Origin of the sequence: Achromobacter arsenitoxydans SY8, from assembly GCF_000236785.1 — a bacterium.
GTDB lineage: Bacteria > Pseudomonadota > Gammaproteobacteria > Burkholderiales > Burkholderiaceae_B > Achromobacter > Achromobacter arsenitoxydans.
The window spans coordinates 98,554-119,353 of the sequence record NZ_AGUF01000075.1; the positions used below are offsets into that span (position 1 = coordinate 98,554).

Here is a 20,800-nt window from a genome sequence, read left to right on the forward strand (position 1 = left end):
TGGGCAGCGTCATGTGCGCTCCAGTGTCTTACTGCGCCGACAGGTCCGTGCCGAAATACTTGACCGAGATGGTCTTGTAGGTGCCGTCCGCCTTGATGTCGGCCAGCGCCTTGTTGATGGCGGCCTGCAGTTCGGGGTTGCCCTTGCGGATCAGCACGCCGGAATTGCTGAACTCCGCCGTCTTGTCGGTGGCGGCGATCTTCACGCGGGCGTTGGGCTTTTGCTTCTTGAAGTCCAGGAACGACAGGTTGTCGTTCACGGTGGCTTCGACACGGCCCGACGTCAGCAGGTCGATGGCTTCATTGAAGCCCTGCACCGCCACGACTTCCGCGCCGTGGCTTTGCGCCAGCTTGCCGAAGTTGCTGGTCAGCGTGTTGGCGGACTTCTTGCCCTTCAGGTCGGCGAAGGACTTGATGCTGGTGTTGTCGTCGCGCACGATCAGCACGGCGGCCGACGAGATGTACGGATCGGAGAAATCGTATTTGGCGCGGCGCGCGTCGGTGATGCCCACCTGGTTGATGACGGCGTCATAGCGCTTGGCGTCCAGGCCGGCGATCAGGCCGTCCCATTTGCCTTCGACGAATTGGGCCTTTACGCCCAGCCGGTCTGCGATGGCGCGGCCGATGTCCACGTCAAAACCGGTAAGCTGCCCGGATGCGTCGTGGAAAGTGAAGGGAGCGTAGGTGCCTTCGGTGCCGATCTTGAACACGCCGGCGGACTTGATCTGATCCAGCCCGGATTGCGCATGCGCGGCGGACAGGGCGGCGGCCTGGACCAGGCCGGCGACGAGAAGCGTACGGAAGAGTTTCATGGCGGTGCTCCACGGATGGGCGATATCTCGGTGGAGAGCATGCGGGGCTGCAATGCCCTCCGGCGTAGCCGCACTCTAACAACCGGCCTATTTTTCCACAAAGCATAAGGAATAGTAAAAATATAGCCACGGGTCATATGGCGTTACCAAGTCCCGGCGCGGTCAGGCCGGGGATCTTCCAGACAGTACCTTGACGGAGACGGGTGTGGAACAGCAATGGAACAGGCGCGCATTCATGGTGGCGGCGGCAGGCGCTGCGGGCGCCGCGGCAGGGGCGGCGCATGCGCAGGGCGCGGGGGGCGGCGCGGTGAGGGCGCTGGGCGGCGGCAGCATCACTGATGTGGCAGGCTTGCGCGTGGGGCACTACACGGACACGCGCCGTCCTACCGGCTGCACGGTCATCATCGCCGAAGGGGGCGCGACGGGCGGGGTCGATGTGCGCGGCGCGGCGCCCGGCACGCGCGAAACCGACCTGCTCAATCCGGTGAACATGGTGGAAAAAGTGCACGCGGTCGTGCTGACGGGCGGCAGCGCCTTTGGCCTGGACGCGGCCTCGGGCGTCATGCGCTACCTGGAGGAAAAGAAGATCGGCTTCGACGTGGGTGTCGCGTTCGTGCCCATCGTGCCTTCGGCGGTGCTGTTCGATCTGGGCGTGGGCGATGCATCCGTCAGGCCGGATGCGGCCGCGGGCTATCAGGCCTGCAAGTCCGCCACCCCCGATGCGCCGCAGGAAGGCAACGTGGGCGCGGGGGCGGGCGCGACGGTAGGCAAGCTGTACGGTCCCAAGCGTGCGATGAAAGGCGGCATCGGCAGCGCGTCGCTCACTGTGGCGGGCGTGACGGTGGGCGCCATCGTCGCCGTCAACGCGGTGGGGGATGTGATCGACCCGGCCACGGGGCGCATTCTGGCCGGCGCGCGCACCGCCGACGGCAAGTCGCTGCTGGATACCCGCGCGGCCATCCTGGCCGGCGACCTGCCCCGGTCCATGCGCGAAGGCGCGGCCACGACCATCGGCGTCGTGGCCACGGACGCCCGGCTGACCAAGGCGCAGGCCCAGAAGATTGCAGCCATGGCCCACGACGGGCTGGCGCGCACGATCAACCCCATCCACACCATGCTGGACGGCGACACGATCTTCGCGCTGGGCACCGGCGCGTCGGGCAAGCCCGCCAACGTGATGCTGCTGGGCGTCATGGCGGCCGAAGCCATGGCCATCGCCGTGCAGCGCGCCATTCTGGCGGCGCGCACCGTCGAAGGCTATCCGGCGGCCGTGGACTTTATCGCCTGACGCGGCGTGGGCGCCGCCTGTCCCGCCGCTGTCCTGTTGTTGTCCCGCTTCTGTCACACAAGGCCGCCAAGATGGCAGGCAACGGCGTGTGGCCGGGGCGGGGGCGCATATGCAGGAAGGCGAACGATTCAACGGCGTGACGCATCTGGCGGGACTGGCGCTGGCGGTGCTGGCGTCCGGGGCGCTGATTTCGCGCGCGGCCGAACTGCGGGTGGACGCGCGCCAGATCGTCGCCTATGCGGTGTTCTCGGCATCCATGATCGCCGTATATGCGTCGTCGGCGCTGTTCCACTGCTCGCGCGGCCGCCGCAAGGCCATCTGGGCCAAGGCGGACCACTGCGCCATCTATCTGCTGATTGCCGGCACGTACACGCCGCTGGCGTATGGTCCGGTGGATCATGGCTGGGGCGCCGCGATGGGCGTGGCCATCTGGCTGCTGGCCTTTGTGGGCATCAGTCGTGAATTGTGGTGGGCGCGCGGCGCGGCGCCGGCCTTGCCGCTGTACCTGGCGATGGGCTGGCTGGGCGTGATGTTCGCCGCGCCGATCGCGGGCGGGCTGTCGTCGGCGGGGCTGGCCTGGCTGCTGGCGGGGGCCGCCATCTACACCGCGGGCACGTTGTTCTACGTGAACGACAAGCGCTGGCGCCATGCGCATGGCATCTGGCACCTGTTCGTGATGGCCGGAACGGCCTGCCACTTCGTGACGGTGTTCGGCTTTCTGGAGCATGTCCCCGCCTAGGGGAGGCTCCGCCACGGCAGGGCCGGCTCAAGGCCCGCCAGTTTCAGCGCCAGCTCGCCAGCGGCAGCATGCCTTCCCGGTTCTTCACTTTACGCATGACGATATGCGAGCACAGGTCCCGCACGCCGGGAATCCTGCCGAGCTTGTCTTCGATGAAGTTCGAGAAGGCGGCCAGGTTGCGCGTGCGCACCGTCAGGATGTAGTTGGACGCGCCGGTCACGATGCTGGCTTCGCTGATTTCCTCGAGCACGGCGATGCCGGCCAGGAAGTCTTCGTGCCAGCTCGCGCGCGACTGGTCCAGCGACACATGCACGATGGCTTCCAGCTCGAAGCCCAGCTTCTCCGCGTCCAGCACCGCCCGGTAGCCGCGGATCAGGCCGGCTTCTTCCAGCGCGCGCACGCGCCGCAGGCAGGCCGACGGCGACAGCGCCACCTGCTCGGCAAGGTCCTGGTTGCTGAGGTGGCCGTCTTCCTGCAGGCGGGCAAGAATGCGCTGGTCTATGGGGTCGATCTGCATCGCACAATCCAATTCTAAAAAATTAGTCTGGAAGCAATTTAATGCGGAAAACTCGGGTATGTCACGACCTGTTTTGCAATTAATCGGCCTGGTCGCGCTGATAGCATGTATCCGGTAACTCTCCTGAAGGAACGACACATGAATACCCGCGAAGCCTGCGTCAACGCCGATCTGAAGGATCCCCTGGCGCCTCTGAAAGACTGTTTCGACCTGCCGCCCGGCGTCCTGTATATGGACGGCAACTCCCTGGGCGTGCTCCCCAAGACCGCCGCCGCCCGCGCTGCCGAGGTGATCCGCAAGGAGTGGGGCGCGGACCTGATCCGCAGCTGGAACACGGCGGGCTGGTACGACCTGCCGGCCCGCCTGGGCGACAAGCTGGGCGGCCTGCTGGGCGCGCGCGAGGGCGAAATGGTCGTCACCGACACGACGTCGCTGAACATCTTCAAGGCGCTGGCCGCCGCGCTGCGCATCCAGCAGGGCAAGCACCCGGCGCGCCGGGTCATCCTGTCCGAGCGCGACAACTTCCCGACCGATCTCTACATGATCCAGGGCATGATCGACCTGCTGCAGCAGGGCTACGAAATGCGCCTGATCGACGACGACCTGCCGCTGGACAAGGCCCTGGACGATTCCGTCGCCGTGATGCTGCTGTCGCACGTGAACTACCGCAGCGGCTATATGCACGACATGGCCGCCGTCACCGCCATGGCGCACGAACGCGGGGCGCTGGCAATCTGGGACCTGGCGCACGCCGCCGGCGCGGTGCCGGTGGACCTGAACGGGGCCGACGCCGATTTCGCCGTGGGCTGCACCTATAAGTATCTAAACGGCGGCCCCGGCTCGCCCGCCTTCATCTGGGTGGCGCCGCGCCACACCAGCGACTTCTGGCAGCCGCTGTCCGGCTGGTGGGGCCATTCGCGCCCCTTCGACATGGCCGTGGCCTACGAACCGGCCGGCGGCATCCGCCGCTACCTGTGCGGCACGCAGCCCATCGTGTCGCTGTCGCTGGTCGAATGCGGCCTGGATGTGGCGCACGCCGCCGGCATGGACGAAGTGCGCAGGAAATCGCTGGCGCTGGGCGACCTGTTCATTGCGCTGGTCGAATCGCGCTGCGCGGACCATCCGCTGACGCTGGCGACGCCGCGCAACCATGCCGAGCGCGGCAGCCACGTGAGCTTGCGCCATCCCAACGGCTTTGAAGTGATGCAAGCCTTGATCGCGCGCGGCCTGATTGGCGACTACCGCGAGCCCGAGGTGCTGCGATTCGGCCTTACGCCGCTGTATTTGGGCTATGCCGACATTTGGGACGCCGTCGACATCCTGAAGGACGTGCTGGACACCCGCGCCTGGGACAAGCCCGAATTCAAGCAGCGGTCGGCCGTGACCTGATCCCGCGAAACATTCCCTTATCGCGCAGGCCATTCGAGCCTTTCATCCAAAGAGAGCGCAGGACAAGGAGGAGACTATGCAACAACAGAAAGGATTCAGCCGGATCGCCGAACGCGAGCAGGGGCTCAAGCGCCGCCTGACCTCCGGCCAGATGAGCATGATTGCCATCGGCGGCGCTATCGGCACAGGACTATTCCTGGGCAGCAAGTTCGCCATCGGATTTGCCGGCCCCAGCGTCATCCTCAGCTACGCCATCGGCGGGCTGATCACACTGCTGCTGATGGCCTGTCTGGCGGAGATGACGGTGGCGCATTCCACGTCGGGTTCGTTCGGGGCCTACGCGGAACACTACATCGGGCCGCTGGCGGGTTTCCTGGTGCGCTACGCATACTGGTCGTGCGTGGTGCTGGCGGTGGGCACCGAGGTCACCGCGGTGGCCAAGTACATGGCCTTCTGGTTCCCAGGCGTGCCGGGCTGGCTATGGGTATGCCTGTTTTCGGCCGCGCTGATCCTCGTCAACGCGCTTAGCGTCAAGGCGTTCGGCACGATCGAATACTGGTTCTCGACCATCAAGGTCAGCGCCATCATGGCCTTCATCATCCTGGGCGCCTATGTGGTCTGGGGCAATCCGCAGTACGGCGTGGCGCAGTACACCGCGCACGGCGGGTTCTTTCCCAACGGCGTGTGGGGCATGTGGGTCGCGGTCGTGATTTCGATCTTCAGCTATCTGAGCGTCGAGATGATCGCCGTGGCGGCGGGCGAGGCCGAAGACCCCGAGCGCGCCGTCAAACAGGCGTTTCGCGCGACGTTCGTCCGGCTGATTGTCTTCTACCTGCTGTCGCTGGCGCTGATCCTGGCCATAGTGCCCTGGGACGACGCCGGCCAGGGCGGCAGCCCGTTCGTGAAGGTGATGCAGGCCCTGGAGATTCCTGGCGCGGCGGCCGTCATCAACTTCATCGTGCTGGTGGCCGCCCTGTCCGCCATGAACAGCCAGCTGTACATCACCACCCGCATGATGTTCAGCCTGTCGCGCGCGGGCCATGCGCCGTCGGCGCTGGGCCGGCTGACACGCAACGGCACGCCGCTGAACGCGCTGCTGCTGTCCACCAGCGGCATCGTCATCGCTACCGTGCTGAATGTGCTGTATCCCGAGACGGCGTTCACGCTGATGATGGCCATCTCGATGTTCGGCGCGCTGTTCACGTGGATGATGATCTTCGTCACGCACTACTTCTTCCGCCGCGCCTGGACGCGGGAAGGGGGCGCGCGGCTGTCGTTCCGGATGCCGGGCTTTCCGGTGCTGACGCTGCTGGGCGCGGTGGCGATGCTGGCGATCCTGGTCACGACGTACTTCACCCGCGAGTTCAGGATGACGCTGGTGTTCGGCGTGCCGTTCCTGCTGATCCTGGCCGCGCTGTACCACCTGCTGTTCAGGAAGCGCGCCGAGGCCGTGGCGCTGCGCGCGGGCAACGGGCAGGAAGGCATAAGGGCGGGCGCCGGGCCGCGTCCGGCGGCGCGGTAACGGGTCCAGGCCTTTCCTAGCGCTGCCCGGCGACGCACTCCCGGATTGCCGCCAGCATCGCGCGGGCGCGCACAGGCAGCGAACGCGAGGCGTACACGGCGTGCATCTGGGGCGCGGCGCCTTGCGCCGACGTCACCGTGTACGCCGGGCACACCCGCACGAGCGTGCCGCGCTCGATTTCCGGCAGCGCCGCCCAGTCCGCCAGGCGGGCGATGCCCATGCCCTGAAGCACCATCGCCATCAGGCCGCCGCCGCTGCTGACGCGCACCGCCGGCCTGGCGTGCAGGCGGACAATGCGGTCGGCGTCGCGCAGATGCCAGTCCTTGAGCACGCGCGGCCCGGTGTGGGTCAGCAGGCGATGCGCGGCCAGGTCCGCGGGCTCGCGCGGCAGCCCCATCCGGGCCACGTAGCCGGGGCTGGCGCACAGCATCCGTTCGTAGGGCCAGAGGTGCGCGCCCAGCAGGTCGCTGGACGCGGGAAATCCGCCGCGGATGGCGAAGTCCAAACCTTCGGCGATGGGGTCGACCCACTTGTCGGTATAGAGGATGTCGATGCTGACGCCCGGATGTGCGTCGGAATAGCGGCGCAGGACTGCAGGCAGCAGGACCACGCCCAGCAGGTCGGGCGCCGAAAAGCGCAGGCGTCCTTGTGCGCCGCCCTGGACGTCGCGCAGCGCGTCGCGGGCCCGCTCTTCCAGCCGCAGCAGTTCGCGGGCGGACTGGAAGTAGCTTTCGCCCTGCGGCGTCAGCACCACGCTGCTCTTGCTGCGCGACAGCAGCTGCGTGCCCACCTGGCGCTCCAGCGATTGCACGGCGCGGGTGACGGCGCTGGGCGATGCGCCCAGCGCGCGCGCCGCCAGCACGAAGCTCTGGCGTTCGGCGACGGCGCAGAACACCTGGTATTCCCATAGCGCGCTACGTTCCATGCGGGGTCTCCCGTTGCGTCTACCGCAACATGATATTGCAACGCCGGCGCAGCGGCCGCACGTAGACTGCGGCGAGTCGAATTTCTTCATGCATCATGCCCAATCCTCATTACATCGACCCTCTGACCGGCGACCGCTATCCGCTTGACGACGCGCGCTGGTGTTCCGACGCGCAGACGCCCCTGATGATCTCGCCGCTGCGGGGCATTTCGCGTTACGACCTTGATACGCGCACGCGTTCGGTGTGGCGTTATGCGGCGGCGCTGCCGCGCGACATCGCGCGTCCCGTGTCGATGGGCGAGGGCGGCACGCCGATGGTGGAGCGCGTCTGGGGAACCTTGCGGCCGCATTTCAAGCTGGAATGGTTCAACCCCACGTGCAGCTTCAAGGACCGCGGCGCGGCCGTCATGCTGTCGTGGCTGCGCCAGCTGGGCATCAAGGCCGTAGCAGAGGACAGCTCGGGCAACGGCGGCGCGGCGGTGGCGGCGTTTGGCGCGGCGGCGGGCATGGGCGTCACCATCTTCGCGCCCGCCTATACGTCGGCCGCCAAGGTGGCGCAGATCCGGGCGTTCGGCGCTGATGTGCGCCTGGTGGAAGGCCCGCGTGAAAATTCGGAAGCCGAGGCCATCCGCGCCTCGCGCGAGATTTTCTACGCCAGCCACAACTGGCAGCCGTTCTTCCTGCAGGGCACCAAGTCGATTGCCTACGAGATGTGGGAGGACTTTGGCTTTCAGGCGCCGGACAACGTGGTGATTCCGGCCGGCGCGGGCAGCAATGTGCTGGGCTGCGCAATCGGCTTTGCCGAGCTGCGCGCGGCGGGCCAGATCAGCCGGCTGCCCAGGTTGTTCGTGGCCCAGCCGCTGAATTGTTCACCGGTGGACGCCAGCTTCCAGGCGGGGGCGGACGGCCCCGTGCCGCGCGAGGTGCTGCCCACCGTGGCCGAGGGCACGTCCATCAGGCGTCCCGTGCGCTTGCGCGAGGTGCTGCAGGCGGTGCGCGCCAGCGGCGGGCAGACCGTGGCGGTGCCGGAAGCCGACATTGTTGCGGCAGTGAAAGCGCTGGCCGCGCGCGGCCTGTACGCGGAACCGACCAGCGCCACGGCGGCGGCCGCGCTGGATACGCTGCAGGCGCGCGGCGCGATCCGGTCCGGTGAACGCACGGTGGTGCTGCTGACCGGCACCGGCCTCAAGTCCACGCAGTTCATGACGGACCTGTTTTCGGCGCCGGCCTGAGCGGCGCCGTGGCGTCAGTACGCGGCGGCGACGCGTTCCGGGCGGGCAGCCGCCGTGCCCGATTGCTGCCCGGGCGAGAACACGCGCAGGCGATGGCCGTCGGGGTCCAGCGCGACGAACGTGCGGCCGAAGTCCATGTCGGTGGGCGCCTGCAGGATGGGCAGGCCGCGCAGGCTCCAGTCCACGTGGCGCTGGTTGACGGCGTCGGCGTCGGCCACGGTGAAGGCCAGTTCGGTTGCGCCGCCGCGTCCGGCTGCGGCGGGTTCCACGGTGTAGCGCGACCACAGGCCCAGCATCAGCCCGGAGTCCAGCCTGAACATGGCGAACGTGGGCGAGTTTTCAAGGGGCGGGCGCTGCAGCAGCGCGCTGTAGAACGCGGCGCTGGCCTCGGGCTTTTCCACGTAGAAAATGACGAAATTGGTGTCGGACATGATGCGCTCCTGGTGGTGGACGCGCTCATCTTAGGCAGGGGTGCTGTCAGTTTTTGGCAGTAGCGTGGGTCAGGTTTTCCGGGGCGCGTGCTCGATCGCGCGCCACTCCTTCAGCAGGGCGTGCCGGCGCCGCGGATAGCGGCCCGCGGCGGCCAGGGTGGCGATGCGGTCGGTGCGGAAATGCCGGAAGTCGTTGCGCAGTTCGCACCAGGCCATGACGATGCGCACACTGTCGAAAAAGCCCAGCGCGAACGGCCAGATCACCCGCGCCGAATCCACGCCCTTGTCGTCCCGGTAGGCGATCTCCAGCTTCTGTTCGGCGCGGATGGCCTGGCGGATCAGGGACACGTCCACGCGGTCGGTCACCGCGACTGCACTGGGGGCCACCAGCAGCGGGATGGCGTCCAGTTCGTCCCGCAATTCCTGCGGCAGCACGGCGCCGATCTTGGCCAGCGCATTGCGCGCGGCCAGGCCCAGGTGCGCATCCGAGCGGCCCGCCACCCAGCGCGTGCCCAGCACCAGCGCCTCGATTTCCTCGGTGCTGAACATCAGCGGCGGCAGCATGAAGCCGGGACGCAGCACGTAACCCACGCCCGGTTCGCCTTCGATCTCGGCGCCCTGGCATTGCAGCGTCGCGATGTCGCGATACAGCGTGCGCAGGCTGATGCCCATTTCGGCCGCCAACCGGTGGCCGCTGACGGGCAGGCGGTGGCGGCGCAGGGTCTGGAGCAGGTCCAGGAGGCGTTCAGTGCGGGACATGGAGCGCAGGCGGCGGGCAGGAATACGTAATGCTGCCACGGAATGGCAGCATCCGGGGCGCCTGCGTCGCCACGCCCCGGGGGCAACCCGGTCAGGAGCCGGCCGGCTTGCCCGTCGCCACGTCGATGACCGAGCCGTCTTCCAGGCTGACGCGGTAGATCTCGCGCACGACGTTGCCGGCGAAGCCGATCTCGACGATGGACACGTCCTTGAACGTGGTGTCGATGCCGTCGGGCAGCACGGCGTTGAACTTGTCCGACTCCTGCTTCATGGCGTCCTGCAGGCGCGCGTCATAGGGCGCCATGCTGTAGACCAGCGTGGTGTGCGGGTTGTGGGCGCGCACTTCCTTGCCGTCCTGCATGATGTTCACGCCGCTCACGCCCATGGTCTTGACCAGGTCCTTGCCGGCATCGCCCATCTTGGCGTACACCGGGCCGGTCACGCGCGGCAGCGGGCCGTCGCGCAAGGGCGCCAGCGCGGCGGTGGCCACGGTGTTGTAGCGCATCATGTCTTCGAAGCCCTGGCCGCTCTTGACCACGCCCAGGTCCAGCCACCACGGGTGGCCCGCGCCCTTGGCAGCCTCGGTGGGGTAGAAGGTCTTGAGCGTGAGGCGCAGCGGGGCAGGCGGCTTGGGCAGCGCCTTGAGCATGCGGGCGGGCGTGGCCGGATCGGCGCTGTGGATGTGGACCACGGTGACGTGCGGCATGTTGGGCGTCTCCGCCTCGGTCTTCAGGCCCAGCTTCAGCAGGTCTTCCTTGAGCGCGCCGTTCACCTTGGCGTCCAGGATGGCGTTCACTTCCTGCGGCAGGCGGTAGACGACACCGTAGGTGGCCTTGTGCGCGCGGAACTCCGGCTTGTCGAGCGCGCTGTTGTCGATGGGCGCGGCAGCGTCGGCTGCGCTGGTGGAGAGGAGGCCGAAGGCGGCCAGATGCAATGCACGTTTGATCATGGGGAACCCCTGTAGTCTTGGACGTGACCCGCGAGAGTCATCCGCAGTGTGGCCAGCGCGGATGTACTGCGTATTGCACCAGCCTGAAGATTCCCGATACCAGTCGCTGGTTAGCCGATAGCTCGGCCCGCGGCTGGTATCCCCCTACACCATGAAGACAATGGCGACGATGGCGATGCCCAGCAGCAGGTTCACGCCCACCAGGCGGCGGATGCCGCCCATGGCCTTGCCGCCCGCGGGCCAGTCCGACGCGGCAACCGCCTTGGCCAGCCGCTTGTAGAGCGCAAACCGGATATGGCCGTAGATGGCCATCATGACGATGCCGCCGGCGGCCATGAGGGTCCAGCTGCGGGGCATGAAGAACTTGCCGCCCGTTTGCGTCGCCTGGCTGGCGGCTTCGCCGATCATGCCGGCGCCGCTCAGCAGAATCACCGCGATGGCCGCCAGGACGGCGTTCAGGAACGGACCCAGCACCGATGCCATCAGCCTGAGTCGGACCGGCGGTTCAAGCTGCGCGGCCGCCGGCCGCAGGAAACAGTGCGCGAACAGCATGCCGCCCACCCAGAGGATCACGGCCATGACGTGGACGAATTTCAAGGAGGCGTAGAGCATGCGGTCGGCCTGTAGGTGGTGCGGCCGCGGGAGGCGGCCGGGACTGTCCGCATGATATCGCCGTGCGCCATCTTGCGCGGACTTGACCAAAATCATGGTTTTCCATTTAGAATGAGATTGATTTCTATTTGTGGTTGAGAGTTCAGGGAGCCCTCCGTGCCGAATCCCGTGCTCGCCTCAGGCGACGCCGTTCACCTTCTGTACCGCGCCCATCACGGGTGGCTGCACGGCTGGCTGCGCGCCAAGCTGGGCAACACTTTCGACGCAGCGGACCTGGCCCAGGACACGTTTGTGCGGGTGCTGCGCCACCGGCACGAGCTGGACGCCCTGCGCGAGCCGCGCGCCTACCTGACCACGATCGCCAAGCGCCTGCTGCTGAACCACCACCGCCGCCGCTCGGTGGAGCAGGCCTACATGGAAGCGCTGGCGCTGATGCCGGAAGATCTGGCTCCGTCCGCGGAACAGCGCCTGATCATCCTGGAAACCCTGCAGGAAATCGACGAGATGCTGGCCGGGCTGTCGCTGCCCGCCCGCCAGGCGTTCCTGATGGCGCAGCTGGAAGGCCTGAGCCACGGCGAGATCGCCGAACGCCTAAATGTGTCGCTGCGCACTGTCCACCGCTACATCACCAAGGGATTCGAGCAATGCATCATGGCGGTGATGTGAGCGCGCAGGGGGAAGGGGCAGGGGAACTGCCCGCCGTCGAGCGCAACGTCGCGCGCGAGGCCGCCCGCTGGCTGCTGCGGCTGAGCTCCGGCCGGGCCACCGATGCCGACGTCCACGCCTGTGACCAGTGGCGCGCCAGCAAGGCCGAGCACGAGCACGCCTGGCAGCGTGCGCAGCGCGTGAATGCGCGCTTCGGCCTGATTCCGTCGGCGCTGGGCATGGCGACCCTGAATCGCCCCGAGTTCAAGAGCCGCCGCGCCGCGCTGAAGACGCTGGTGGCGCTGGTGGTGGCCGGCCCCGTCGGCTGGGCCGCCTGGCGCGCCGATCCCCTGGACTGGAGCGCCGACTACCGCAGCGCGGCGGGCGAGCGCCGTACCGTGGCGCTGGCGGACGGTTCCACCCTGCACCTGAACACCGCCAGCGCGGTCGACGTGCTGTTCGACGACGCTACCCGGCTGCTGCGGCTGCGTTCGGGCGAGATCGCCGTGCACGCGGTGGCGGACCCGGCGGCCCATCCGCGGCCCTTCGTGGTGCGCACGCGCCTGGGCGACATCGAGGCGCAGCCTTCGCGCTTCTGTGTGCGCCAGGACGGCGCGCACTGCCAGGTCAGCGTGCAGGAAGGGCGCGTGCGGGTCAGCAGCGGTGCGCAGCCTGGCAGCTACATCGACCTGGCCGTGGGCGAGCAGAGCAGCCTGACGGCCGAAGGGGCGGGCCCGGCGGCTCCGGCCGACCCGCATGCCGGCGACTGGATGCGCGGCGTGCTGTACGCCAGCGAGCTGCGGCTGGACCACTTTGCGGCCGAACTGGCGCGCTACCGGCAGGGCATCGTGCGCTGCGATCCCGAGATCGCGCACCTGCGGATTTCGGGAGCCTTCCAGCTGCACGATACCGACGCGGTGCTGGCGGCCTTGCCCGCGACCTTGCCGGTGCAGGTGCGCTATCGCACCCCGTACTGGGTGACGATCGCGCCGCGCGCCGCGGCCGCTTGAAAATTTTTTTTGGCAATGTTGTCCGGTTTTGATTTCACGAGGGTCATGGTCTGTATAGGCAACCAAATGCCGATACCTGTTGGATCGAAAGGACGACCATGGCTTACTACCCCGCCGGCCGCGCGAGCGGCTCCCGACCAGCCCAAGGCGCGCAATGCCGGCTGACCCGTCTTACCGCCGCGGTGCATGCGGCGCTGGCCCTGGCTGCGGTATCCGCCGCGATGCTGCCCGTGTCGCCCGCGCAGGCGCAGGGGGCGGCGGTGGCCCAGGCCGGGGCGCGCGGCTACAGCATTCCGGCCGGCGCGCTGGCCGACGCGCTGCCGCGCTTTGCGGACAGCGCCGGCGTGACGGTGCTGTTCGACGCCGCGCTGGTGGGGCAGCGCCGCACGCAGGGACTGGATGGGGTGTATTCCGTGCATGAAGGCTTCTCGCGCCTGCTGGCCGGCAGCGGCCTGGGCGTTCAGGAACGCAGCGCGGGCGTGTTCGTGCTGCAGGCGCTGCCGCAGGGCGGAGTAACGCAGCTTGCGCCCGTCCTGGTCGACGGCGAGCTCGCCGCGGTCGTGCCGGCCTGGGAAACCAGCACCGACCGCCGCCGCATGGACGACCTGCAGATCAGGAGCTGGTCCGACCTGGGCAAGCGCGCCGAGCCGGGCGTTAGCTTCAACCGCCAGAACAACAGCATCAACATCCGCGGCCTGGACCAGGACCGCGTGCTGACGCGGGTCGACGGCATCCGCCTGCCCTGGCTGGATGACGGCGCGCGCGGCGTGAAGGGCGGCCTCGAGGCCGTGGACTTCAACAGCCTGTCGCGGCTGGACATCGTGCGCGGCGCGGACGCCAGCAGCGGCGGTTCGGGCGCGATTTCCGGCATTGCCGACCTGCACACGCTCAATCCGTCGGACCTGCTGACCGACGGCAAGACCTTCGGCGCGCTGGCCAAGACCGATTTCGACTCCGCCGACAACAGCTGGGGCGCCAACGCCGCGCTGGCCGGCCAGATCCACAGCAACACGTTCTGGCTGGTGCAGGCGGGCGTGCGCAACGGCCACGAGCTGGACAACCGCGGCGACGTTGGCGGCTACGGCCCCAAGCGCAGCGAGCCCAGCCCCGAGGACTACGACCAGCGCAGCTTCCTGCTGAAACTGCAGCAGCGCGTCGAAGGCGGCCACCGCTTCGGCCTGACGGGCGAATACTTCAAGCGCGACGCCGACATCGACAGCATGTGGGAGCAGGGCCCGGGCACCAGCTACCTGATCGGCGAAAACAGTACGCGCAAGGAAACCGAGCGCGAGCGCGTGTCGTTCGACTATTCGTACACGGCGCCGGGCTCTGGCGGCCTGATCGACACGGCCACCGCGGTGGTGTACTGGCAGCGCGTGCGCCTGGACAACTCGCAGAACGCGATCCGCAGCGTCGATTCGCGCGCCTACGCCATACCAGGCGATCCATTCCGCTACGGCTTCCCGAATGGTCCTTACGGGCGCAGCAATTCCATTCAGCAGACGCTGTTCGGCGCGAGTACGGAATTCACCAAGCGCCTGGCTGGCTCGACGGTGTCGCAACTGTGGACGTTCGGCGGCGAGTGGTACGGCAACAAGACCGAACAGAACTCCAGCGGCTACGACAACTGCCCGTTTATCCCCCCGGGCACGCGAGCGCCCATGGGCCCGCGCGCGTGCGACATGCTGCACACCAATCAGGCCGACGTCCCGCAGTCCAAGGGCGACCAGTGGGCGCTGTGGGTGCAGGACGAGTTCAGCTTCGCCGATGGCCGCTACACCATCATGCCGGCCTTGCGCTACGACCATTACGAGCAGCGGCCGCAGTCCAGCGCCAGCTACAACAGCAATCCGAACGCGGGTCCGCTGCCGCCGTCCAACAGCGGCAGCCGCTTTTCGCCCAAGCTGCTGGCCACCTGGAAGGCCGCGGACGAGCTGAGCCTCTACGCCCAGTACGCTTACGGCTTCAAGGCGCCCAGCGCCACGCAGCTCTACACCAACTACGGCGGCCCGGGCACCTACCTGCGCGTCGGCAATCCGTACCTGAAGCCCGAAACCAGCAAGGGCTGGGAGCTGGGCGCGAAGATCGGCTCCGACGACCTGGGCGGTGCGGTATCGTTGTTTGATAATCGTTATCAGAACTTCATCGACGGCGATGTGCCGCTCAACCCCAATTCGCCGCAGTGGCAGCCGGGCTGGGCGGGGCAGTATCCCCTGGGCGTGACGGGCAACGTCAACCGCGCCAAGGTCCGCATCTACGGCGCCGAGGCCAGCGCGCACTGGAAGTTCGCGCCGGGCTGGCGCACGTGGGGCTCGCTGGCGTGGGCCGTGGGCAAGGACGAAGGCACGGGGCAGTACCTGAATTCCGTGGCGCCGCTGAAGGCGGTGCTGGGCGTGGGCTACGGCCGCGACGTGTGGGGCGTGGATGCAATGCTGACCACCGCGCTGCAGCGCAACAAGGTCGAGTATCCGGAACCCGCGACCGGTGCGCCCAACCCGGACTTCAAGGCGCCGGGCTATGGCGTGGTGGACCTGATGGGGTACTGGCGTCCTGCCGCGGTGAAGGGCTTGCAGGTGCAGGCGGGCGTGTTCAACCTGTTCGACAAGAAGTACTGGGAAGCCATCAACGTGCCGACCGCGGGGGCCATCACGATCCCGCGTCCGGTCGACTGGTACACGGAACCGGGACGCAGCGTGCGCGTCTCACTGACTTATCAATATTGAGTTCGGTCCGCCGCCATCTGGCGCAGACCGGACCCGGCGGCGGTTTTTAGCAATGTTTGGCACCGGCCGGAGGGCCTACGATGACGAATACCGATTTCACGACCCGCGCTGAGGAACTGCGCGCCCGCAACGAAGCCCTGGCGGCCTCGCAACCCGGGCTGCGCGCCCGCAACCTGGCCCAGGCGCTGGGCGTGTCCGAGGCCGAATGGGTGGCCGCGGGCTGTGGCGGCGTGAAGGCGACTGCGCTGCACGGAGCGCCGCAGGAAATTTTCCGCGAGTTGGGCACGCTGGGCGAGGTCATGGCGCTGACCCGCAATGACTGGTGTGTGCACGAGCGCCACGGCATGTATGAGGACATCCAGGCCGAAGGTCCGGTGGGCCTGGTGCTGGGACCGGACATTGATCTGCGCGTGTTCTTCACCGCGTGGAAATCCGCCTGGGCGGTCGAACAGGACGGGCGCCACAGCCTCCAGTTCTTCGACGGCGCGGGCGTGGCGGTGCACAAGGTCTACCGTACCGACGCCACCGACGCGGCCGCTTATGACGCGCTGGTCGCGCAATTCGCAGGCGAATCGCAATGGCCCGTGGCCGAACCCTACGCGCCGTCCGCCGACGCCGATCAGGTCGAAGACGCGCAGGCCTGGCGCGAAGCCTGGCTGGGCATGAAGGACACGCACGAATTCTTCCCGCTGCTGCGCAAGTTCAAGGTCTCGCGCCTGGCGGCGCTGGCCGCGGCCGGGGAAGACCTGGCGCAGCCGGTGCCGGCCGACGCCGTGGAACGCATGCTGCAGTCGGCGTCGGAATCCGCCTTGCCCATCATGTGCTTCGTGGGCAACCGCGGCATGATCCAGATCCACTCCGGTCCGGTCCAGTCGCTGCGCCGCACGGGGCCCTGGTTCAACGTGCTGGACCCGAAGTTCAACCTGCATCTGGACACCACCGCCATCGCGTCGGCGTGGGTGGTCAACAAGCCCACGACCGACGGTTGGGTCACCTCGCTGGAGGTCTATGCGTCCACGGGCGACCTGATCGTGCAGTTCTTTGGCGAACGCAAGCCCGGCAAGCCGGAACTGGCGGGCTGGCGGGAACTGATGGTGGGCCTGTGCAGCGCGCCGCTGGCCGCTTGAGCGCATAAGGAAGCAGCGATGAAAAAATGGCTGGCAGTGGCGGCGTGGTTGGCGGCGGCAAGCGCGCAGGCGGCGCCGCCCGAAAGGGTGGTGACGCTGGGCGGCAGCGTGACCGAGATCGTGTACCAGCTCGGGCAGGGCGACAAGCTGGTCGGAGACGATCTCTCCAGCCTGTATCCCGAGGCGGCGACCAAGCTGCCGCGCGTCGGCTATTACCGCTCGGTGCCGGTGGAAGGCGTGCTGGCGCTCAAACCGGACCTGGTCCTGGCGTCGGAACAGGCGGGGCCGCCCGACGCGCTCAAGCGACTGGGCGACGTCGGCGTGCGCATCGTGACCGTGCCGGATACACCGTCGGTGGATTCGTTGAAAGCGCGCATCCGCAACATCGCCGAGGCGCTGGATGTCGCGCCCGCCGGCGAAAGCATGGTGGCCGACATCACGCGCGACCTGAAGGCGGTGGAAGCCATCCCCGGCACCGGCGCGCGCGCGATCCTGCTGCTCAACCGCACCGGCACCCTGCAGGGCGCGGGCGGCGGCACGGCCGCCAACGAGGTCATGACGATGGCGGGGCTGGTGAACGTGCTGAAGGACCAGCACGGCTATAAGCCGGTGTCCGCCGAGGCCGTCAGCGCGCTGGCGCCGGACGTGATCGTCGTCACCCGGACGTCGCTGGACGCTTCGGGCGGGCTGGACAAGCTGCTGGCCCAGCCGGGCATCGCCTCCACGCCCGCCGCCGCGCGCAAGCGCGTCATCGTGATGGACGACCTGCTGCTGCTGGGCATGGGCCCGCGCCTGCCGCTGGCGCTGACCGAACTCAAGCGGGAGGCCGCCGGTGTCATGGGGCGGTAGCGCGGGGCGCGTTTCGGCGCCGCTGGCGCTGGCGTTGCTGGGCGCGGCCATGGCAGTGATCGCGCTGGCCGCCAGCAGCAGCGGGGCGGTGCAGATTCCCCTGCGCGACATCCCCGCGCTGTTGTGGGGCGATCCCGCGCCGGGCGATGCGCTCTGGCGCAACGTGCTGATCGACATCCGCCTGCCGCGGGTGCTGTTCGCCATGGTGGCCGGCGCCGCGCTGGCCATTTCCGGCGCGGCCATGCAGGCGCTGTTCCGCAATCCGCTGGCGGAGCCTGGCCTGATCGGCATATCCGCCGGCGGGTCGCTGGGGGCGGTGGCCGCCATCGTGCTGACGTCGGGCGGCTTCTGGGTGCTGGCGCCCGCGGCCTTCGGCGGCAGCCTGCTTGCCACCTTCTGCGCCTACACGCTGGGCCGGCGCGTGCCGGGCGTGGCGGGCCTGCTGCTGGCGGGCATCGCCATCAATGCGGTGGCCGGGGCGATGATCGGCCTGTTCACCTTTGTGGCCAACGATGCCCAGCTGCGCGACCTGACCTTCTGGACCATGGGCAGCCTGGCGGGCGCCAAATGGAGCCTGCTGGCGTTCCTGGGGCCCTGGGTGCTGCTGATGTCGTGGTGGCTGATGCGCCAGTGGCGCGTCATGAACGCCTTGCTGCTGGGCGAGCGCGAAGCCCAGCACCTGGGCTATGCGCTCAAGCGCGTGCGCGCCCAGCTCGTGCTGGCCTGCGCGCTGATCGTGGGCCCCCTGGTGGCGGCGACCGGCGGCATCGGCTTCGTGGGCCTGGTGGTGCCGCATCTGGTGCGCATGACGCTGGGCGCCAACCATCGCTGGCTGCTGCCCGCCTGCGTGCTGGGCGGCGCCCTGGCGCTGACCCTGGCCGACTGGCTGGCGCGCGTCGCGGTGGTGCCCGCGGAGTTGCCGATCGGGCTGGTGACCAGCCTGGTGGGCGGCCCCTTCTTCTTGTGGCTGCTGGCGCGCGGCCGGAGGCACGGATGATGCTGGCTGCCGAGAATCTTGTCCTGACGCGCGGCGGCAACCGCATCCTGGATCAGGTGTCGCTGGCGGTGCGCCCCGGCGAAGTCGTGGGCCTCCTGGGCGCCAACGGCGCGGGCAAGTCGACGCTGCTGGGCGCCATGTCCGCCGAGCTGGCGCCGGATTCGGGAACGCTGCGCCTGGGCGATGCCGACCTGCACGGGCTGGCGCATCGCCGCCAGGCGCGCCTGCGCGCCGTGCTGCCGCAAAAGCCCGGACTGAGCTTTGACCTGGATGTGCGCGAGGTGGTCGCCATGGGCGCCTATCCGTTTCCGGAGCTGTCCCCGGCGCAGGTGGCGGTGCTGGTGGATCAGGCGCTGGGCTGGGCGGACGTGACGCACCTGGGCGCGCGCCGCTATCCCGAACTTTCCGGCGGCGAACAGCAGCGCGTGCAGTTCGCCCGCGTGCTGGTGCAGTGCAAGGCGGCGCGCGCTGCCGGCGAACCGCGCTATCTGCTGCTGGACGAGCCCACCGCCAGCCTGGACCCCAAACACCAGGGCGACCTGCTGCGCGTCGCGGCCGACCTGGCGCACGCGGGCGATACAGGGGTACTGGTGATCCTGCACGACATGAATCTGGCGGCGCGCTGGTGCGACCGCCTGCTGCTGCTCTGCGGCGGCCGGGCCATCGCGTCCGGCACGCCGGCGCAGGTGCTGACGCCGGCGAACCTGTATCTGGCCTACGGCATCGACGCGCACGTCATCCCGCATCCGCTGCAGCCGGAGCGCCTGCTGGTGGTGACGACATGATGGCGTGACGCAGGGCGCCGGGCCGGTAAAATGGCGGGCAAAAGCTCCTCCATCACTTATCCACAGGACCCCGTGTCATGCCTACTTTTGACGTCGTCTCCGAAGTCGACAAACACGAACTGACCAACGCCATCGACCAGGCGAACCGCGAACTGGCCACGCGCTTCGACTTCAAGGGCACGGACGCCAAGTTCGAACTCGAAGGGTTTGTCGTCACCCAGATCGCTTCCAGCGCGTTCCAGCTCAAGCAGATGCTGGACATCCTGCGCGGCCGCCTGTCTGCCCGCGGCATCGACGTGCGCTGCCTGGACGTCGCCGATCCGCTCGAAAACCTGGGCGGCGCCCGCCAGAAGGTCACCATCAAGCAGGGCATCGAACAGCCCGTCGCCAAGAAGCTCATCGCCGCCATCAAGAACGCCAAGCTCAAGGTGGAATCCCAGATCAACGGCGACAAGCTGCGCATCTCGGGCAAGAAGCGCGACGACCTGCAGACGGCCATCGCGCTGCTGAAAAAGACGGACGTCGACCTGCCCTTGCAGTTCGAAAACTTCCGCGACTGAGCCGCCCCGCCCATACCGATGGGACATTCCGGCGAGCTCCAGCTTGTCGTCGAACTTGCCCGCGCCGGCGGCATGTCGGCGGCCGCGCGTGAACTGGACGTCACGCCAGCCGCCGTCAGCAAGCGGCTGGCGCAGATCGAGGCGCGGCTTGGCGTGCGGCTGTTCAACCGCAGCACGCGCCGGCTCAGCCTGACTGCCGAGGGCGAGGTCTACCTGGAAAGCGCCCGCCGCATCCTGGGCGACATCGAAGACCTGGACGAACTGATCGCCAGCCGCCAGGCCAGTCCGCGCGGGCTGCTCAAGGTCAACGCGCCGCTGGGATTCGGCCGCAGCTATATCGCGCCCGCCATCGCGGAGTTCGCGCAGAAGTATCCCGAGGTCTCGCTGCAACTGCAGCTCACCGACAGCCCGGCCGACTTCGTGCGCGATGCGTTCGACGTCGCCGTGCGCTTCGGCGACCTTCCGGACACCAGCCTGATCGCGCGCAAGATCGCGCCCAACCGCCGGCTGGTCTGCGCGTCTCCCGGCTATCTGAAAAAGCACGGCGTGCCGGCCACGCCGCACGATCTCGCGCGCCATCAATGCATCGTGCTGCGCCAGAACGAGGCCGCCTACGGCCTGTGGCGCTTTGCCAAGGGGCGGCGCAGCGAGACCGTGAAGGTGCGCGGCAACCTCAGCAGCAACGACGGCGAAGTGACGCTGACCTGGGGACTGGCCGGCCTGGGCATCCTGCAGCGGGCCGAATGGGACCTGGCGCGCTATCTGCGCAGCGGCCGGCTGGTGCAGGTGCTGGAAGATTACGCGCTGCCGCAGGCGGACATCTACGCCGTCTTCCCCGAGCGGCATCACCTGTCCGCCAAGGTGCGGGCCTTTGTGGATTTCCTGGTGGGCTACTTCCAGGAAGGTTCGGAAGGGCGCTGGTGACGCCGC

At 68.2% G+C, this 20,800-nt stretch carries 21 protein-coding genes; 14 read left to right on the plus strand and 7 right to left on the minus strand.

Going from position 1 to position 20,800, the window contains the following annotated elements:
* Positions 1-28: 28 nt before the first annotated feature.
* Positions 29-811: an amino acid ABC transporter substrate-binding protein gene (locus KYC_RS24025; protein WP_008167332.1), complete on the minus strand. Its 783-nt coding sequence runs from the start codon at positions 809-811 to the stop codon at positions 29-31.
* Between the two features lie 205 nt (positions 812-1,016).
* Between KYC_RS24025 and KYC_RS24030 the strand changes: the two genes are divergently transcribed.
* Both KYC_RS24030 and trhA read left to right on the plus strand, forming a co-directional pair.
* A complete protein-coding gene (locus KYC_RS24030) occupies positions 1,017-2,099 on the plus strand; it encodes a P1 family peptidase (RefSeq protein WP_008167333.1) in 1,083 nt (360 codons plus the stop codon).
* A 109-nt stretch (positions 2,100-2,208) separates the two neighbouring features.
* The gene (gene trhA, locus KYC_RS24035) at positions 2,209-2,838 is read left to right on the plus strand and encodes a PAQR family membrane homeostasis protein TrhA (protein WP_008167334.1); all 630 of its coding nucleotides are present in this window, start codon (positions 2,209-2,211) and stop codon (positions 2,836-2,838) included.
* 43 nt (positions 2,839-2,881) lie between these two features.
* Here the strand turns inward: trhA and KYC_RS24040 are convergent, their stop codons facing one another.
* Positions 2,882-3,355, minus strand: coding sequence for an Lrp/AsnC family transcriptional regulator (locus KYC_RS24040; RefSeq protein ID WP_008167335.1), 474 nt, complete (start codon positions 3,353-3,355; stop codon positions 2,882-2,884).
* A 138-nt stretch (positions 3,356-3,493) separates the two neighbouring features.
* Between KYC_RS24040 and kynU the strand changes: the two genes are divergently transcribed.
* Both kynU and KYC_RS24050 read left to right on the plus strand, forming a co-directional pair.
* A complete protein-coding gene (kynU, locus tag KYC_RS24045; protein ID WP_008167338.1) occupies positions 3,494-4,744 on the plus strand; it encodes a kynureninase in 1,251 nt (416 codons plus the stop codon).
* 76 nt (positions 4,745-4,820) lie between these two features.
* Positions 4,821-6,266 carry an amino acid permease gene (locus KYC_RS24050; protein ID WP_008167341.1) on the plus strand — a complete coding sequence of 482 codons (1,446 nt, stop codon included), beginning with the start codon at positions 4,821-4,823 and terminating at the stop codon, positions 6,264-6,266.
* 16 nt (positions 6,267-6,282) lie between these two features.
* Here KYC_RS24050 and KYC_RS24055 read toward each other — a convergent pair whose 3' ends face one another.
* Positions 6,283-7,191, minus strand: a complete 909-nt coding sequence (locus KYC_RS24055; protein ID WP_008167343.1) for a LysR family transcriptional regulator — start codon at positions 7,189-7,191, stop codon at positions 6,283-6,285.
* A 95-nt stretch (positions 7,192-7,286) separates the two neighbouring features.
* Between KYC_RS24055 and KYC_RS24060 the strand changes: the two genes are divergently transcribed.
* The gene (locus tag KYC_RS24060; protein ID WP_008167344.1) at positions 7,287-8,423 is read left to right on the plus strand and encodes a pyridoxal-phosphate dependent enzyme; all 1,137 of its coding nucleotides are present in this window, start codon (positions 7,287-7,289) and stop codon (positions 8,421-8,423) included.
* Between the two features lie 14 nt (positions 8,424-8,437).
* Here the strand turns inward: KYC_RS24060 and KYC_RS24065 are convergent, their stop codons facing one another.
* The 4 genes from KYC_RS24065 to KYC_RS24080 all read right to left on the minus strand — a co-directional run bounded on the left by KYC_RS24065 (position 8,438) and on the right by KYC_RS24080 (position 11,174).
* Positions 8,438-8,854, minus strand: a complete 417-nt coding sequence (locus tag KYC_RS24065) for a VOC family protein (protein WP_008167347.1) — start codon at positions 8,852-8,854, stop codon at positions 8,438-8,440.
* A 69-nt stretch (positions 8,855-8,923) separates the two neighbouring features.
* Positions 8,924-9,613, minus strand: coding sequence for a helix-turn-helix transcriptional regulator (locus KYC_RS24070; RefSeq protein WP_008167348.1), 690 nt, complete (start codon positions 9,611-9,613; stop codon positions 8,924-8,926).
* A gap of 91 nt (positions 9,614-9,704) precedes the next feature.
* Entirely contained in the window at positions 9,705-10,562 is an 858-nt protein-coding gene (locus tag KYC_RS24075; RefSeq protein ID WP_043519156.1) for a hypothetical protein, read from the minus strand.
* Between the two features lie 144 nt (positions 10,563-10,706).
* Positions 10,707-11,174, minus strand: a complete 468-nt coding sequence (locus tag KYC_RS24080; protein WP_043519178.1) for a CopD family protein — start codon at positions 11,172-11,174, stop codon at positions 10,707-10,709.
* Positions 11,175-11,330: 156 nt separating this feature from the next.
* Between KYC_RS24080 and KYC_RS24085 the strand changes: the two genes are divergently transcribed.
* The 9 genes from KYC_RS24085 to KYC_RS24125 all read left to right on the plus strand — a co-directional run bounded on the left by KYC_RS24085 (position 11,331) and on the right by KYC_RS24125 (position 20,794).
* Positions 11,331-11,840 carry a sigma-70 family RNA polymerase sigma factor gene (locus KYC_RS24085; RefSeq protein WP_008167351.1) on the plus strand — a complete coding sequence of 170 codons (510 nt, stop codon included), beginning with the start codon at positions 11,331-11,333 and terminating at the stop codon, positions 11,838-11,840.
* A complete protein-coding gene (locus KYC_RS24090) occupies positions 11,819-12,829 on the plus strand; it encodes a FecR domain-containing protein (RefSeq protein WP_043519157.1) in 1,011 nt (336 codons plus the stop codon). The genes KYC_RS24085 and KYC_RS24090 overlap by 22 nt, the downstream gene beginning before the upstream one ends.
* A 98-nt stretch (positions 12,830-12,927) precedes the next feature.
* Positions 12,928-15,552 (plus strand): TonB-dependent receptor, encoded by a 2,625-nt coding sequence (locus KYC_RS24095; RefSeq protein WP_008167353.1) that lies wholly within the window; start codon positions 12,928-12,930, stop codon positions 15,550-15,552.
* An 80-nt stretch (positions 15,553-15,632) separates the two neighbouring features.
* Positions 15,633-16,679 (plus strand): hemin-degrading factor, encoded by a 1,047-nt coding sequence (locus tag KYC_RS24100; protein WP_008167354.1) that lies wholly within the window; start codon positions 15,633-15,635, stop codon positions 16,677-16,679.
* Between the two features lie 18 nt (positions 16,680-16,697).
* On the plus strand, positions 16,698-17,528 hold the full coding sequence (locus tag KYC_RS24105) for a heme/hemin ABC transporter substrate-binding protein (RefSeq protein ID WP_008167355.1): 831 nt from the start codon (positions 16,698-16,700) through the stop codon (positions 17,526-17,528).
* A gap of 49 nt (positions 17,529-17,577) precedes the next feature.
* Entirely contained in the window at positions 17,578-18,525 is a 948-nt protein-coding gene (locus KYC_RS24110) for a FecCD family ABC transporter permease (protein WP_050814935.1), read from the plus strand.
* Complete coding sequence (locus tag KYC_RS24115; RefSeq protein ID WP_043519158.1) at positions 18,522-19,310, plus strand: heme ABC transporter ATP-binding protein; 789 nt, start codon at positions 18,522-18,524, stop codon at positions 19,308-19,310. The genes KYC_RS24110 and KYC_RS24115 overlap by 4 nt, the downstream gene beginning before the upstream one ends.
* A gap of 77 nt (positions 19,311-19,387) precedes the next feature.
* Entirely contained in the window at positions 19,388-19,870 is a 483-nt protein-coding gene (locus KYC_RS24120) for a YajQ family cyclic di-GMP-binding protein (RefSeq protein ID WP_008167359.1), read from the plus strand.
* Between the two features lie 18 nt (positions 19,871-19,888).
* Positions 19,889-20,794 carry a LysR family transcriptional regulator gene (locus KYC_RS24125; protein WP_008167360.1) on the plus strand — a complete coding sequence of 302 codons (906 nt, stop codon included), beginning with the start codon at positions 19,889-19,891 and terminating at the stop codon, positions 20,792-20,794.
* The last annotated feature ends 6 nt before the right edge of the window (positions 20,795-20,800 follow it).

Coding starts and splice junctions, on each gene's coding strand:
- KYC_RS24060 (WP_008167344.1), top strand. CDS start 7,287: ATGCCCAATCCTCATTACATCGACCCTCTGACCGGCGACCGCTATCCG.
- KYC_RS24105 (WP_008167355.1), top strand. CDS start 16,698: ATGAAAAAATGGCTGGCAGTGGCGGCGTGGTTGGCGGCGGCAAGCGCG.
- KYC_RS24110 (WP_050814935.1), top strand. CDS start 17,578: ATGGCAGTGATCGCGCTGGCCGCCAGCAGCAGCGGGGCGGTGCAGATT.
- kynU (WP_008167338.1), top strand. CDS start 3,494: ATGAATACCCGCGAAGCCTGCGTCAACGCCGATCTGAAGGATCCCCTG.
- KYC_RS24050 (WP_008167341.1), top strand. CDS start 4,821: ATGCAACAACAGAAAGGATTCAGCCGGATCGCCGAACGCGAGCAGGGG.
- KYC_RS24025 (WP_008167332.1), bottom strand. CDS start 811: ATGAAACTCTTCCGTACGCTTCTCGTCGCCGGCCTGGTCCAGGCCGCC.
- KYC_RS24125 (WP_008167360.1), top strand. CDS start 19,889: ATGGGACATTCCGGCGAGCTCCAGCTTGTCGTCGAACTTGCCCGCGCC.
- KYC_RS24090 (WP_043519157.1), top strand. CDS start 11,819: ATGCATCATGGCGGTGATGTGAGCGCGCAGGGGGAAGGGGCAGGGGAA.
- KYC_RS24070 (WP_008167348.1), bottom strand. CDS start 9,613: ATGTCCCGCACTGAACGCCTCCTGGACCTGCTCCAGACCCTGCGCCGC.
- KYC_RS24115 (WP_043519158.1), top strand. CDS start 18,522: ATGATGCTGGCTGCCGAGAATCTTGTCCTGACGCGCGGCGGCAACCGC.
- KYC_RS24040 (WP_008167335.1), bottom strand. CDS start 3,355: ATGCAGATCGACCCCATAGACCAGCGCATTCTTGCCCGCCTGCAGGAA.
- KYC_RS24065 (WP_008167347.1), bottom strand. CDS start 8,854: ATGTCCGACACCAATTTCGTCATTTTCTACGTGGAAAAGCCCGAGGCC.
- KYC_RS24120 (WP_008167359.1), top strand. CDS start 19,388: ATGCCTACTTTTGACGTCGTCTCCGAAGTCGACAAACACGAACTGACC.
- KYC_RS24095 (WP_008167353.1), top strand. CDS start 12,928: ATGGCTTACTACCCCGCCGGCCGCGCGAGCGGCTCCCGACCAGCCCAA.
- trhA (WP_008167334.1), top strand. CDS start 2,209: ATGCAGGAAGGCGAACGATTCAACGGCGTGACGCATCTGGCGGGACTG.
- KYC_RS24080 (WP_043519178.1), bottom strand. CDS start 11,174: ATGCTCTACGCCTCCTTGAAATTCGTCCACGTCATGGCCGTGATCCTC.
- KYC_RS24075 (WP_043519156.1), bottom strand. CDS start 10,562: ATGATCAAACGTGCATTGCATCTGGCCGCCTTCGGCCTCCTCTCCACC.
- KYC_RS24100 (WP_008167354.1), top strand. CDS start 15,633: ATGACGAATACCGATTTCACGACCCGCGCTGAGGAACTGCGCGCCCGC.
- KYC_RS24055 (WP_008167343.1), bottom strand. CDS start 7,191: ATGGAACGTAGCGCGCTATGGGAATACCAGGTGTTCTGCGCCGTCGCC.